The sequence below is a fragment of the Streptomyces sp. NPDC050738 genome, assembly GCF_040654175.1.
Taxonomy (GTDB): Bacteria; Actinomycetota; Actinomycetes; order Streptomycetales; family Streptomycetaceae; genus Streptomyces.
Window position 1 is genome coordinate 102,643 of the sequence record NZ_JBFAHN010000009.1, and the last position, 13,929, is coordinate 116,571.

A 13,929-nucleotide genomic window follows, 5' to 3' on the forward strand; every position below is an offset into this window, starting at 1 on the left:
GCCTCTTTTCCCCCTGCACAGAAGGCAGACCATGGCCCTCACCGTCCCCTCCCGATCCCGCGGTGCCGGTGCTCATGGCCCGGCGCCCGGCGCGGGCCCCGCAGCTGCGGGCATGCGCCGGCCCGCAGAACTGCCGCCGGTGCACGCCGCGTTGATCTGTGTGGCCATGCCGGGGCTGGTGATCTCCGCGGAGGACGGACAACTCACGGGGAAGGGCCTGGAGGGCTTCTACCAGTCGGGCCGCCGGCTGCTCTCCCGCTGCCAACTGCGCGTCGCGGGACGCGAGCCGGTCGCGTTGCAGGGCAGGCTGCTCTCGGCGGGCCGTGCCAGATTCCTCTCCGTGGTGCGTACGGCCGCCGACAGCGGTCCCGATCCCGAGATCAGTGTCGAACGCCTGCGGTACGCGGACGGAGCCGAGCGGATCACCCTGCGCAGTGCGGCAGGGCGCGTGCTGCGACTCCCCGTGGAGATCGCGCTGGGCACCGACCTCGCCGATCTGGGGGCTGTCGCGGCCGGCCGGGCAGGGCCCGAACTGCCCGCCAGCGTCCACGACTCGGGGATGCGCTGGGTCACGGAGGCGGCCCAGGCCGTCGTCACCGCCGTGCCGCCCCCAGAAGACGCGCTGGCCTCGGCTGGACTGCTCTGCTGGGAGGTGGAACTGGCGCCGGGAGGCACGTACACCATCGAACTGAGGATCCGCAGCGACCGCCCGCCCAGGCCCCCGGGTCAGTCGGGGAGCCATCCACTGTCCCCCGCGCGGACGGAGGGCGACGATCCGCGCGTACCTGCCCTGCTGGGGACCTCGCTCGACGACCTGCGGGCCCTGCTGGTCAGGGACCCGCGCCACCCGGCGGACATGTATCCGGTGGCCGGGGTGCCCTGGCGCTGCGGATTCGCACCCGCCGAGATGCTCTGGGCAGCGCGGATGACACTGCCCCTGGGCACGCGGCTGGCCGCCTCCGTGCTGCGCACCCTCGCCCGCACCCAACTCACCGGCCCCGGACCGGATGCGGGGCGCGTCCCGGGACCGCTCAGGGACGCGGGCCCCCATCTCCCGCCGTCCTGTTCGGGTGTGGAGGCGACGCTCCTCTTTCCCGCCCTCCTCGCGGAGGCCCGCCGTTGGGGGATGCCCGAACAGGAAGTGGCAGAGCTGCTTCCCCCGGCGGAGCGCGCCCTGAACTGGCTGCGCGCCGCCGCAGGTGAGGACGGGCTGCTCCCCGACGCGGGGCCCGGCGGGTTCCGCCGCAGTGAGACGCAGGCGCACGCCCATCGTGCCGCGCTGCTGGGAGCGGCGCTCCTGCAGGAGTGCGGCCGCCCCGGAGGTGACGGCTGGCGCGAGTGGGCCGGCGCGCTGCGGCGCAGGTTCCGGGAGGACTTCTGGGTCGAGGACCGAGGCGGAGGCCGTCCCGCGGCCGCAAGAACGGCCGAAGGCCGGCTCGTGCCGCACCTGGGATCGGGCGTCGCGCATCTGCTGGACACCGGACTGCTGGGAGCCGGCCGGCTCGCCCCCGGCCTGCTCGACAAGGTGCAGACCGAGCAGCTGGCCAGGCTTCTCGGTGGCCCGGCGATGGACTCCGGCTGGGGGCTGCGCAGCCTCGGGGCGAGGGAGCCGGGGTACAACCCGTTCGGTCATCGCAGCGGTGCGGTGCGGGTGCACGAGAGCGCGGTGGCGGCTGCGGGCCTGGCGGCCGCCGGATACGAGAAGGAGGCGAGCTCCTTGCTGCGCGGCGTTCTCGACGCAGCCGATGCCTTCGGCCACCGGCTGCCCGAGATGTACGCGGGCGAACAGCGGACCGGGTCCGGAGTCCCGTCGCCTCATCCGGCGGCCTGCCGGCCGGCCGCGGTGGCCGCCGCGGCCGGGATTCATCTGCTCACCGCGCTCGCAGGTATCCGACCCGATGCTCCTGCCGGTACGGTCGCGCTGCATCCGGTGAGCTGTGCCCCGCTGGGCGCCCTCCAGTTCTCGGGTCTGCGTGTGGCGGGGGAGCCCTTCGCCGTGCGCGTCAGCAGGCTCGGACTCGGGATGGTGGAGGAAGCGGCGGGTGGACTGCAGCTGGGGGTGTGAGGCGGGTGGACGACGTACGAGCGGAGAGCACTGTGGATGACAAGGGGCGTGCTTATCGTCAAGGAGACGACTATGATCGCTCCATGCCCCCCTACGACCCGTCGGCCTTCCCGCCCTTCGCCGTCACCGTCGATCTGGTCGTGCTGACCGTGCGACGTCATGCGCTCTGCGCACTGGTCGTACGCCGGGGGGAGTCCCCGTTCCAGGGCCGGTGGGCGCTGCCGGGCGGCTTCGTCCGGGCGGACGAGGACCTGGGAGCGGCGGCGGCACGGGAACTCGGCGAGGAGACCGGGCTGCGTGCGCACGACCCCGAGGCGCCGACGCCGGACAACGGAGCCCATCTCGAACAGCTGGGCACCTACGGCGGCCCCAAGCGCGACCCCCGGATGAGGGTCGTCAGCGTGGCGCATCTCGCGCTGGCCCCCGATCTGCCGGCCCCCCGCGCCGGCGGAGACGCCAACAGCGCACGCTGGGCACCGGTGGAGGCCCTGCTCCATCACGAGACCGACGCAGGGCGCGAGGACGAACAGCCGGCCCCGCTCGCCTTCGACCACGCCCAGATCCTCGCGGACGGCGTGGAGCGCGCCCGGTCCAAGATCGAATACTCCTCGCTCGCCACCGCCTTCTGTCCGCAGGAGTTCACCGTGGGCGAGCTGCGCCGGGTCTACGAGGCGGTGTGGGGCGTGGCCCTCGACCCCCGTAATTTCCACCGCAAGGTGACCGGCACTCCCGGCTTCCTCGTCCCCTCGGGCGGGACCACCACCCGGCAGGGCGGCCGCCCCGCACAGCTGTTCCGTGCGGGCGGCGCAACGCTGCTGAATCCTCCGATGCTCCGCCCCGAAGTCTGAGCCGCTGCACAAAAAGTCCTAAATGTCGCGTTATCTTGCTGCGGTACCCACCCCTGCCGCCGAAGAGATGCGATGCTCCAGGCCATCGGACTGACCAGCACCCCCCGTCGGGACCTCGCGCCCGCCGTGGACGATCTCACCTTCGAGGCCGGGTCCGGACAGGTCACGGCCCTGCTCGGCGACCCGGGCTCCGGGAAGACCACCGTCCTGCGGCTGATGCTCGAACTCGAACCGGGCCGCGGCGTCACCTGCTTCCGGGGCCGCCCCCTGCACCGCATCGCCAACCCGGCACGCGAGGTCGGAACCCTCCTCGGCGACGTACCCGGCCACCCCGCACGGACCGCCCGCAACCAGCTCCGGATGCTCTGCGCCGCCGCCGGCGTACCCGCCTCCCGCGCCGACGACCTGCTCGAAGTCGTCGGCCTGGCAGGGCTGGGCGGCCAGCGCCTGGGCACGCTGTCCCTCGGCATGGACCGCAGACTCGGCCTCGCCGCCGCCCTGTTGGCAGACCCCCACACCCTCCTGCTCGACGCGCCCTCCGAAGGGCTCTCGCCGCGCGAGAACAGCTGGCTGCACGGATTGCTGCGCGCACACGCCTCCCAGGGCGGCACCGTCCTGTTCACCACCAGGGACCCCAAGGAAGCGGCTCGTACCGCCGACCGGATCGTCACCGTCGACGCCGGGAGACTGGCGGCCGACCAGGACGCGGCGGAGTTCGCCCGTACCCGGCTCCGCCCCCGCGTCGCCGTCCGTACCCCGCACACCACGCGGCTCGCCGCGCTGCTCGGCCGCGAATCCCGCGAGGCACGGCGCTCCGTGGAGATCGTCCCCGAGGGGGGCAGCCTCCTGTCCGTGTACGGAAGCAGCTGCGCCGAGATCGGCGACACCGCCTTCCGGCACGGCGTCCTCATCCATCAACTCGCCGACGAGACCGGACCGGCGCCCGCCCCCTCGGCCCCCGAAGCCCCCGCCGCCCGCGAGGTCCGCCCCGGCAACGCCGCTCCGCCGCTCACCCGCCACCCGGCCCGCGGACCGCTCAGGCCGGTCCGATACGAACTCCGCCGGCTCCTGGGCGTACGGACAACCCCCTTGATCGTGGCCGCGGTTCTTGTCGCCTCGGCTGCCATCTCCCTGCTCCTCGCCCGTACAGGTCAGACCCCGCCCTCCGGCCTGCTCGCCGCCTGGCCTCGCTATCTCCCGCTGCCGCCCGCCGCCTTCGGAGCGGGACTTCTCGGCGCCCTCGCCTTCGGCGACGAGTTCCGCTACCCCGCACTCGCGGCGGGCCGTGGCACGGTCCCCCGCAGACTCGGACTCCTCACGGCCAAGCTCGCGGTCTCGGCCGCCACCGCGCTGCTCCTCGCCGCGGCGGCCGCTGTGACCGACGCCCAGGTCCTCCGTCTCGTGTACGGAGGCGATTTGGCGAACGTGCCGCCGGACTGGCCGGTCCTGTCGGTGAGTTGGGGCGCCCTCGCGATCGGCTGCTCCTGGGCCGGGCTGCTGGCCGCCGGGGTCTTCAGAAGTACGTCGGCCGGGCTCGCGGCGGTTCTGGCCGTACCGGTACTGATCGTTCCGCTCCTGCAGAAGGTGCTCGCCGGACCGTCCGCACGCACCGTCGAGGGACTTCCGGGCAGACTGCGCGATCTCGCCTGGATCTCCTGGCCGTACCAGACCGACCGGTGGCTGGCCGGTCTGCTGCGACTCGTTGCCCAGCCGGTCGGAGCGGCACTGGCGTTGTCACTCTCGGGCCTTCTCTGCGCATATCTGCTCACCGGCCTTCGCGGCAGGGCCCGTTGGTGACCGTCTTCCAGTACATCCGCTCCGACCTGCACACAACTCCTTTGAAGACGCCCACTTCTTTCCGATAAGGCGTCAATTGCGAGGGGGGCGGCGATCACCCTTTCGTGTGCTTTTCACCAAAGACCTCAAGGGGCGCAGGAGCCACGCCGACAAAGGATGCGTGACTACCCTTGCGCACTCCATGATGACCGCCGCCCGTTCCGCCGAGTCCGGCCTTGCGGGTCCGGGCGAACTCGACCGCTACCCCTACTCGGAGGCGCCCGGCGCCGGCCGTGTCGGTCCCCCCTCCTGGGGCGGGGCCGATGCGGAACTCGGCCGGGTCGGCCGTCGCGCCGCAGGCAGCCGCGGTCGCGGGCTGCACGGCCAACTTGTCCAGCAGCTCGGACAGATGATCGTCTCCGGCGACCTCGGCGCCGACCGCCCGCTCGTTCCCGAGGAGATCGGCCAGCGCTTCGAGGTCTCGCGCACGGTCGTACGCGAATCGCTGCGTGTGCTCGAGGCCAAGGGCCTGGTCAGCGCGCGTCCCAATGTCGGTACGCGGGTCCGCCCGGTCAGCGACTGGAACCTGCTGGACCCCGACATCATCGAATGGCGCGCCTACGGCCCGCAGCGCGACGACCAGCGCCGTGAGCTGGCCGAGCTGCGCTGGACGATCGAGCCCCTCGCCGCCCGCCTCGCGGCGCAGAACGGACGCGAGGACGTACAGCAGCGGCTCGCCGACATGGTGGAGATCATGGGCCACGCCCTTGCTCAGGGCGACTCGATCACTTTCTCCCGCGCCGATGCCGAGTTCCACTCGCTGCTCATCCAGCTGGCGAGCAACCGGATGCTGGAGCACCTCTCGGGCATCGTCTCGGCGGCGCTCCAGGTGTCCGGCGGCCCCGTCACCGGTTGCGACCGGCCCACGGAGATCTCCCTCGCGCACCACGCCAGGATCGTGGACGCCGTCACCGCGGCGGACCCCCAGGCCGCCGAGTCCGCCATGCGTCAACTGCTCGTCGTCCATCCGGAGGTGGAGCGCGTGGTCCCCGCGCCGCGGGAGCACTGACCGGCCGAGAGCCGGCGCCTGCGTACGCACCGTGTGTCGCCGGATCCCTCGGGGTCCGGCGACATGCTTGTGGGTGAACGCCCGCACTTGTCGTTTACGTCGCAATTGAGGTGTGACTCGGGCCACGCAGATTGGGCGTAACACTCCTTGAAACAGCGCGATGACTTAAGAGGCGACAGTCGAGGAGGGAATGCAGCAGCCGTTCGCGGCGCTGTGCAGCTCTGAGGTTCAGCCCGCGCCGCCGGTACATCCCCAGCCGGCGGTCGTCGGTTCCGGCCCCATCAGGGGCGGAGCCGGAAGCCGTTTCCATCGTTCCGAGAGGTTGTTCGTGTCGGCCAGCACATCCCGTACTCTCCCGCCGGAGATCGCCGAGTCCGAGTCTGTCATGGCGCTCATCGAGCGGGGAAAGGCTGATGGGCAGATCGCAGGCGACGACGTGCGCCGAGCCTTCGAGGCTGACCAGATTCCGCCAACCCAGTGGAAGAACGTTCTGCGCAGCCTCAACCAGATCCTCGAGGAAGAGGGTGTGACGCTGATGGTCAGTGCCGCGGAGTCGCCCAAGCGCCCCCGTAAGAGCGTCGCAGCGAAGAGCCCGGTCAAGCGCACCGCCACCAAGACGGTTGCCGCCAAGACGGTCACGACCAAGACCGTCGCGGCCGCTGCGGCTCCCGCGGCCGAGTCCGTGGACGCCGTCGCCGACGACACCGAGCCCAAGAAGGCAGTCGCCAAGAAGGCGGCCGCGAAGAAGACCGTCGCGAAGAAGGCGACGGCCAAGAAGACCACGGCGAAGAAGACCGCCTCCAAGAAGGACGCCGACGAGCAGCTCGACGGCGACGAGGCCGAGGAGACCCCGGCCAAGGCCGGCGAGGGCGAAGAGGAGGAGGGCGGCGAGGCCAAGGGCTTCGTTCTCTCCGACGACGACGAGGACGACGCGCCTGCGCAGCAGGTCGCCGTCGCCGGTGCCACCGCCGACCCGGTCAAGGACTACCTCAAGCAGATCGGCAAGGTCCCGCTCCTCAACGCGGAGCAGGAAGTCGAGCTCGCCAAGCGCATCGAGGCGGGTCTCTTCGCCGAGGACAAGCTGGCGAACGCCGACAAGCTCGCACCGAAGCTCAAGCGCGAGCTGGAGATCATCTCCGAGGACGGCCGCCGCGCCAAGAACCACCTCCTGGAGGCCAACCTCCGTCTGGTGGTCTCGCTGGCCAAGCGCTACACCGGTCGCGGCATGCTCTTCCTGGACCTCATCCAGGAGGGCAACCTCGGTCTGATCCGCGCGGTCGAGAAGTTCGACTACACCAAGGGCTACAAGTTCTCCACGTACGCCACCTGGTGGATCCGTCAGGCGATCACCCGCGCCATGGCCGACCAGGCCCGCACCATCCGTATCCCGGTGCACATGGTCGAGGTCATCAACAAGCTCGCGCGCGTCCAGCGCCAGATGCTCCAGGACCTGGGCCGTGAGCCCACCCCGGAGGAGCTGGCCAAGGAGCTCGACATGACCCCTGAGAAGGTCATCGAAGTCCAGAAGTACGGCCGCGAGCCGATCTCCCTCCACACCCCCCTGGGTGAGGACGGCGACAGCGAGTTCGGTGACCTCATCGAGGACTCCGAGGCGGTCGTCCCGGCCGACGCGGTCAGCTTCACGCTCCTGCAGGAGCAGCTGCACTCGGTCCTGGACACCCTGTCCGAGCGTGAGGCGGGCGTGGTCTCCATGCGCTTCGGCCTCACCGACGGTCAGCCGAAGACCCTCGACGAGATCGGCAAGGTCTACGGCGTGACGCGCGAGCGCATCCGTCAGATCGAGTCCAAGACCATGTCGAAGCTGCGTCACCCGTCGCGCTCGCAGGTTTTGCGCGACTACCTCGACTAGGCCGTACGAAGCACCGCACACCGCAGGCCCGGGTTCTCGTCCATGAGACCCGGGCCTGTGGCGTGAGCGGGTGCGGGCCGCCACCGGCTGGCCGACTCTGGGTGAATCGTGTTCACCGGAGAGTCAGGAGCCCGTATGCGTCCTCCTATCGCCCGAGCGCTGACAGGGGCGCTGGCACTGTTCGCAGTGGGCGCCGCGCTGCCGCTGGCCGCCCCTGTGCCCGCCGCGGCCGACGGCGTGGTCATCGGCGGATCCCCCGCACATGCCTCGGACAGCCCCTGGGTGGTGGCGGTGTCCAGCCGTGACCGGTTCGGGGGTACCAGAGCGGGTCAGTTCTGCGGGGGAGTGGTGGTGGCCCCGGACAAGGTGGTCACGGCCGCCCACTGCCTGAGCCAGGAGGTGCTCGGAGTCCCGCTGGGCGAGGTGCACGACCTCAAGGTCATCGCGGGCCGCGACGAGCTGCGGGGCACGGACGGCCAGGAGATCCGGGTGAGCGGCGCCTGGGTCGACCCGGACTACAACCCCTCCACCAACGCCTACGACCTGGCCGTACTGACCCTGTCCCGGGCGCTCCCGGAGGCGTACGCGCTCCAGGTGGCGGAGCCCGGCGACGTCGCGGACCTGCCGGGCACGGGCGCCGAGGTCTACGGCTGGGGCGATACGACCGGCACCGGGACCTATGCGAGCGCGCTGCGCTCCTCCAGCGTGCAGGTGCTGCCCGACGCGCTGTGCGAGGAGGCGTACCCGGGGACCGCGGACGGCACGTACGAGGCCTCCAGCATGCTCTGCGCAGGAGACCCGGACGGCGGGCACGACGCGTGCCAGGGCGACAGCGGAGGGCCGCTGGTGGCCAGAGGCCGCCTCATCGGGCTGGTCTCCTGGGGGGTCGGCTGCGGACAGGCCGCCACTCCCGGGGTCTATACGCGGATCTCCGAGCTGCTTCCGGTGGTCGCGGCGCACGAATGATTCAGGCCATCTCGGCCTGCGAACGAGGACGGGCGGTGACCCCCTGTGGTGCAGGGGGTCACCGCCCGTCGACCGGTCTGGACCGGTCTCTGGCTCGTCGTGGGTGCGAGGTGTCAGCGTTCCTCTTCGGCGGAGGTGGCCGGTACGGCGGTGAGCCGCTCGGTCTCATCCTGGATGTCCGCGGCGATCTTCTTGAGTTCCGGCTCGAACTTGCGCCCGTGGTGTGCGCAGAAGAGCAGGTCACCGCCGCTGACCAGGACAACGCGCAGGTATGCCTGGGCGCCGCATCGGTCGCATCGGTCGGCGGCCGTCAGGGGGCTCGCGGGGGTCAGAACAGTAGTCACGTCGCCTCTTCTCTAGCTCGACGAGCTGTCGTACCAGGGTCAACATCCAACCAGGCCTAAAACGTTCCCGCTCGTGGCTTTTCCTTGAAACTTTTTGTCAAGGTGGCTGTCTGCTGCCGGTTGGCGGCGAATGTGCCGTATTGCGGTGGCTTTACGGTTTCGCGTCGATTGTCTTGGTCTTGCCCTCCCGACGGGTTCGCCGGTTGTTGATGAGGACGTGCCCGGAGCCTAAATGGTTCATGCCTGGAAGGGAACGTGATGTGCGCTTCACTCCAACGAGCTATCGAACGTGTGTACGGTGATGGTTTGGAGTCCCGCGTTGTCTAGGGTGGTGCAACAACGGCTCTACCAGGGCTCGGTACCCTCTGACAGGCGACCGACGCCCGGCCTGTACCCACTGGGCCCCAAAGTAAATTCAGCGAGGAGCGAACTGCGTGACCGCCGATACGTCCGTGCAAAGGGACAGCTCGAACTACACCGCGCGGCACCTGCTCGTCCTCGAAGGGCTCGAAGCGGTCCGTAAAAGGCCCGGCATGTACATCGGGTCCACCGACAGCCGCGGTCTGATGCACTGCCTCTGGGAGATCATCGACAACTCTGTCGACGAGGCCCTGGGCGGCCACTGCGACCACATCGAAGTCATCCTGCACGACGACAGCTCCGTCGAGGTGCGGGACAACGGCCGCGGCATCCCGGTCGACGTCGAGCCCAAGACCGGTATGTCCGGCATCGAGGTCGTGATGACCAAACTGCACGCCGGCGGAAAGTTCGGTGGCGGCTCGTACGCGGCCTCGGGCGGTCTGCACGGCGTGGGAGCCTCCGTCGTCAACGCGCTCTCCGCCCGGCTCGACGTCGAGGTCGACCGCGGCGTGACGCACTCCGTCAGCTTCCGGCGCGGTGTGCCCGGCATGTTCACCGAGTCGGGCCCCGACAGCCCCTTCGACCCCTCCAACGGTCTCCTCAAGGGCAAGCGCGTGCCCAAGGGCCGCACCGGTACGAGGATCCGCTACTGGGCCGACCGGCAGATCTTCCTCAAGGACGCCAAGCTCTCGCTGGAGCACCTGTACCAGCGTGCCCGCCAGACGGCCTTCCTGGTGCCCGGACTGACGATCGTCGTCCGGGACGAGCGAGGTCTGGAGGGGGAGGGCAAGACCGAGGAAACCTTCCGCTTCGACGGCGGCATCAGCGAGTTCTGCGAGTACCTCGCGCAGGACAAGGCGGTCTGCGACGTACAGCGGCTGACCGGGTCGGGCACCTTCAAGGAGACCGTCCCCGTCCTCGACGACCGCGGTCACATGACCCCCACCGAAGTGACGCGCGAGCTCGCCGTGGACATCGCACTGCGCTGGGGCACCGGGTACGACACCACGCTCAAGTCCTTCGTCAACATCATCGCCACCCCGAAGGGCGGCACCCATGTGACGGGCTTCGAGCGGTCCCTCACCAAGACCGTCAACGAAGTGCTCCGCTCGGCCAAGCTGCTGCGCGTCGCCGAGGACGACATCGTCAAGGACGACGCCCTGGAGGGGCTCACCGCAGTGGTGACCGTGCGGCTCGCCGAGCCGCAGTTCGAGGGCCAGACCAAGGAAGTCCTCGGCACGTCGGCGGCCAACCGGATCGTCTCCAACGTCGTCGCCAAGGAGCTCAAGGCGTTCCTGACCTCGACGAAGCGCGACGACAAGGCCCAGGCGCGGGCGGTCATGGAGAAGGCCGTCGCCGCGGCCCGCACCCGTATCGCGGCCCGCCAGCACAAGGACGCCCAGCGCCGTAAGACCGCGCTGGAGTCCTCCTCGCTGCCGGCCAAGCTCGCCGACTGCCGCAGCGACGACGTGGAGCGCAGCGAGCTCTTCATCGTCGAGGGGGACTCCGCACTCGGTACGGCCAAGCTCGCCCGGAACTCCGAATTCCAGGCGCTGCTGCCGATCCGGGGAAAGATCCTCAACGTACAGAAGGCGTCCGTCTCGGACATGCTCAAGAACGCCGAGTGCGGGGCGATCATCCAGGTCATAGGAGCAGGGTCGGGGCGGACCTTCGACATCGACGCGGCGCGCTACGGAAAGATCGTCCTGCTCGTCGACGCCGACGTCGACGGCGCGCACATCCGGATCCTGCTCCTGACGCTCTTCCAGCGCTACATGCGCCCCATGGTCGAGGCGGGGCGGGTCTTCGCGGCCGTGCCGCCGCTGCACAGGATCGAGCTCGTCCAGCCCAAGAAGGGGCAGGACAAGTACGTCTACACGTACTCGGACAACGAGCTGCGGCAGACGCTGCTGGAGTACCAGCGCAAGAACATCCGCTACAAGGACTCCATCCAGCGGTACAAGGGTCTGGGCGAGATGGACGCCGATCAGCTGGCGGAGACCACGATGGATCCGCGGTTCAGGACGCTGCGGCGGATCAACATCGGTGATCTGGACGCTTCGGAGCAGGTCTTCGATCTGCTGATGGGCAACGAGGTCGCGCCGCGCAAGGAGTTCATCACCAGCTCCGCGGCGACCCTGGACCGCTCCCGCATCGACGCCTGAGGGTTCTCCACCCGTGGGTGGAGCGCAAAGCTCCACCCACGATCCACCCCTGCTCCGATCTGCTGACCAGGGCATTTCCGTAACTTCGAAGGCATAGAACTTCGTCGTCCACCGGAGGCCCTCATGTCCACGCTCACCAATGTCCTGGTGATCGCCGCTGTCGTCGTGCTGGTGCTCGTGCGGCAGTTCAGGACACAGGAGATCGCCCATGACCGGCGGTGGTGGGTCCTGCCCGCCGTGCTGGTCTTCTGCGCGGTGCGCCAGGACGGACTGCTCGACGCGCACCACCGCAGCGCTTCCGTGGTGCTCATAGCCGCAGAACTGCTGGTCGGTCTGGCCCTGGGCGCGGCATGGGCCTGGACCACCAAGGTGTGGACCGAGGCCGACGGCACGGTCTGGGCGAAGGGCACCGGGGCGACGGCCGCCGTGTGGGTCGCGGGGATGCTGGTGCGCCTGGGCCTGATGGGCGTGGGGGCGCTGGCCGGGGTGCGGCTGGGCAGCGGGGCCCTGCTGCTCGCGCTGGCGGCGTCGCTGCTCGTGCGGGCGGGATTGCTGGCATGGCGGTCCGAGCAGATGCGGTCGTCGTACGGTATTGCTGCCGTCGGCCGGGCCCGGCCGGTGCGGAAGGACCGTGTGTGACGCCCAGTACGTGGACCAGCTGGCCCTCGCGGGAGGCTCTCTCCCGCGAGAGTCTGACCCCTGCGCGGCGGGCGCTCGCCTGGACGGTGCGGCTCTTCGCATGGGTACTGCTGCTGTGGAGTACGTTCTCGCACACCACCGCGCCGGTCTGGGGGATGGCCGTTGCCGGGGTCGGTCTGGTGGGGTGCGTCGCCGTCGGCTGGGCGTTCTTCCGGACCAGCCTGCAGCACCGGTTGTGGCCCTCGGTGGGCCTGATGGCGGTGCTGATGGGCGCGGCTCTCGCCGCGCAGCAGACCGGCTTCCGGGTTCCGGCCGCGGTGATCTGGTGCGCCTGTGCTGTCACCGCCATGGAGCGGCTGCCGCTGGTCACCGCGCTGCCCTGTACGGCACTGGCCCTGGGCGCCTATGCGCTGGTCAACACGGACGGGTGGCTGACGACCGCGGCCACCACGGCGGGGCTCGGGCTCGCGGGGTACGTTCTGCGGCTGGACGCGGAGGCCCGGGGCAGCGCCCAGCGGCTGCTGGCCCAGGAGAGGGCCGCGCGGGTCGCCGAGGCGGAGACTGCGGCGCTGGCCGAGCGAGGACGGATCGCCCGGGAGATCCATGACGTCCTCGCGCACAGTCTCTCCGCCCAGATGGTGCACCTGGAGGCCGCCCGGCTGCTGATCGAGAGGGAGCCGCAGGGGGAGTTCCGCGACCGGATCCTGGAACGGGTGGTCGCGGCGCGCGGAATGGCCCGTGAGGGGCTCGCCGAGACCCGGCAGGCGCTCTCGGCCCTGCGCGGCGAGATGACGCCCGTGGAGGATTTCCTGCAGGAGGTCGTCGGCGCGGCGGAGCTCGCTGTGACGGGGGACCGGCGGCCGCTGCCGGCCGAGGCGTCGCAGGCGGTGCGACGGGTGGCGCAGGAGGCGATGACCAACGTACGGAAGCATGCGCCGGGGGCCCTGGTGCGGGTGCGGCTGGCGTACGGACCGGGCGAAGTCGCCCTGGAAGTAAGGGACTCGGGCGGTCACCGTCCCGAAGGGGAGCTCACTGTCAGTGGTTCCGGTTACGGTCTGTTGGGGATGCGGGAGCGCGCCGAGCTGCTCGGCGGGACTCTCGAGGCCGGACCGGACGAGGAGGGCTTCGTGGTGCGACTGAGGGTGCCGGCATGACGGCACGCGTGGTGGTGGCGGACGACCAGTCGGTGGTGCGCGAAGGCATTGTGATGCTCCTCGGCCTGCTGCCCGGAATCGAGGTCGTCGGGGCGGCGAGAGACGGCGAGGAGGCGGTGGCGCTCGTGGCCGAACTCGCCCCCGACGTGGTGCTGATGGATCTGCGGATGCCGCGATGCGACGGCGTGGAGGCGACCCGCCGTATCCGTGACGGATACCCGTCCACCCAGGTGGTGGTGCTGACGACGTACGCGGACGACGACTCGATCTTTCCCGCGCTGAAGGCAGGGGCCCGCGGCTATCTGACCAAGGACGCAGGGGGCGACGAGATCGTAAGGGCGGTCGAGGACGTGATGTCGGGGCAGGCGGGGCTCTCGCCCAGTGTGCAGCGGCTGTTGGTGGAGCGGGTCACGGCCGCGCCGCCGCCCGCGGCTGCTGTGACCGAGCTGCCCGACGGGCTCACCGCACGCGAGGGGGAGATCCTGGCGCTGATCGCCGAGGGGCTCTCCAATGCCGAGATCTCCCGGTCGCTGCACATCTCCACGGCCACGGTGAAGACGCACATCAACAACCTCTTCGGCAAGATCGGAGTGCGTGATCGGGCCCAGGCCGTGCGATACGCATACCAACGGGGCCTTGCACAGCCTCCTGGTACATCCCGGATCTAGTCACC

The 13,929-nt window shown here is 70.3% G+C and carries 11 protein-coding genes; 10 read left to right on the forward strand and 1 reads right to left on the reverse strand.

Annotation, left to right across the window (positions count from 1 at the left end; translation table 11 throughout):
- The first annotated feature begins 112 nt into the window (after positions 1-112).
- The 6 genes from AB0H78_RS23425 (at position 113) to AB0H78_RS23450 (ending at position 8,594) form a co-directional block, all read left to right on the forward strand.
- Positions 113-2,065, forward strand: coding sequence for a glycogen debranching N-terminal domain-containing protein (locus tag AB0H78_RS23425; RefSeq protein ID WP_363236473.1), 1,953 nt, complete (start codon positions 113-115; stop codon positions 2,063-2,065).
- Positions 2,066-2,148: 83 nt separating this feature from the next.
- Positions 2,149-2,913: an NUDIX domain-containing protein gene (locus tag AB0H78_RS23430; RefSeq protein ID WP_363236474.1), complete on the forward strand. Its 765-nt coding sequence runs from the start codon at positions 2,149-2,151 to the stop codon at positions 2,911-2,913.
- Positions 2,914-2,985: 72 nt separating this feature from the next.
- On the forward strand, positions 2,986-4,710 hold the full coding sequence (locus tag AB0H78_RS23435; RefSeq protein ID WP_363236475.1) for an ATP-binding cassette domain-containing protein: 1,725 nt from the start codon (positions 2,986-2,988) through the stop codon (positions 4,708-4,710).
- Between the two features lie 106 nt (positions 4,711-4,816).
- Entirely contained in the window at positions 4,817-5,758 is a 942-nt protein-coding gene (locus tag AB0H78_RS23440) for a FadR/GntR family transcriptional regulator (RefSeq protein WP_363236476.1), read from the forward strand.
- A gap of 328 nt (positions 5,759-6,086) precedes the next feature.
- Positions 6,087-7,628 carry an RNA polymerase sigma factor gene (locus AB0H78_RS23445; protein WP_363236477.1) on the forward strand — a complete coding sequence of 514 codons (1,542 nt, stop codon included), beginning with the start codon at positions 6,087-6,089 and terminating at the stop codon, positions 7,626-7,628.
- Between the two features lie 135 nt (positions 7,629-7,763).
- Positions 7,764-8,594: a serine protease gene (locus AB0H78_RS23450; RefSeq protein ID WP_363236478.1), complete on the forward strand. Its 831-nt coding sequence runs from the start codon at positions 7,764-7,766 to the stop codon at positions 8,592-8,594.
- Positions 8,595-8,707: 113 nt separating this feature from the next.
- On the opposite strand, the gene AB0H78_RS23455 is transcribed toward AB0H78_RS23450, so the two are convergent.
- On the reverse strand, positions 8,708-8,938 hold the full coding sequence (locus AB0H78_RS23455) for a hypothetical protein (protein WP_363236479.1): 231 nt from the start codon (positions 8,936-8,938) through the stop codon (positions 8,708-8,710).
- Positions 8,939-9,372: 434 nt separating this feature from the next.
- Between AB0H78_RS23455 and AB0H78_RS23460 the strand changes: the two genes are divergently transcribed.
- The 4 genes from AB0H78_RS23460 to AB0H78_RS23475 all read left to right on the forward strand — a co-directional run bounded on the left by AB0H78_RS23460 (position 9,373) and on the right by AB0H78_RS23475 (position 13,924).
- Positions 9,373-11,463, forward strand: coding sequence for a DNA topoisomerase IV subunit B (locus tag AB0H78_RS23460; RefSeq protein ID WP_363236480.1), 2,091 nt, complete (start codon positions 9,373-9,375; stop codon positions 11,461-11,463).
- Positions 11,464-11,586: 123 nt separating this feature from the next.
- Positions 11,587-12,102: a DUF1453 domain-containing protein gene (locus tag AB0H78_RS23465; protein WP_363236481.1), complete on the forward strand. Its 516-nt coding sequence runs from the start codon at positions 11,587-11,589 to the stop codon at positions 12,100-12,102.
- Positions 12,099-13,256 (forward strand): histidine kinase, encoded by a 1,158-nt coding sequence (locus AB0H78_RS23470; protein ID WP_363236482.1) that lies wholly within the window; start codon positions 12,099-12,101, stop codon positions 13,254-13,256. The genes AB0H78_RS23465 and AB0H78_RS23470 overlap by 4 nt, the downstream gene beginning before the upstream one ends.
- Complete coding sequence (locus AB0H78_RS23475; RefSeq protein ID WP_363236483.1) at positions 13,253-13,924, forward strand: response regulator transcription factor; 672 nt, start codon at positions 13,253-13,255, stop codon at positions 13,922-13,924. The genes AB0H78_RS23470 and AB0H78_RS23475 overlap by 4 nt, the downstream gene beginning before the upstream one ends.
- The last annotated feature ends 5 nt before the right edge of the window (positions 13,925-13,929 follow it).

Excerpts from the sequence above, each read along its gene's own strand:
- AB0H78_RS23430 (WP_363236474.1), top strand. The coding sequence starts at position 2,149 with ATGCCCCCCTACGACCCGTCGGCCTTCCCGCCCTTCGCCGTCACCGTC.
- AB0H78_RS23435 (WP_363236475.1), top strand. The coding sequence starts at position 2,986 with ATGCTCCAGGCCATCGGACTGACCAGCACCCCCCGTCGGGACCTCGCG.
- AB0H78_RS23450 (WP_363236478.1), top strand. The coding sequence starts at position 7,764 with ATGCGTCCTCCTATCGCCCGAGCGCTGACAGGGGCGCTGGCACTGTTC.
- AB0H78_RS23425 (WP_363236473.1), top strand. The coding sequence starts at position 113 with ATGCGCCGGCCCGCAGAACTGCCGCCGGTGCACGCCGCGTTGATCTGT.
- AB0H78_RS23475 (WP_363236483.1), top strand. The coding sequence starts at position 13,253 with ATGACGGCACGCGTGGTGGTGGCGGACGACCAGTCGGTGGTGCGCGAA.
- AB0H78_RS23465 (WP_363236481.1), top strand. The coding sequence starts at position 11,587 with ATGTCCACGCTCACCAATGTCCTGGTGATCGCCGCTGTCGTCGTGCTG.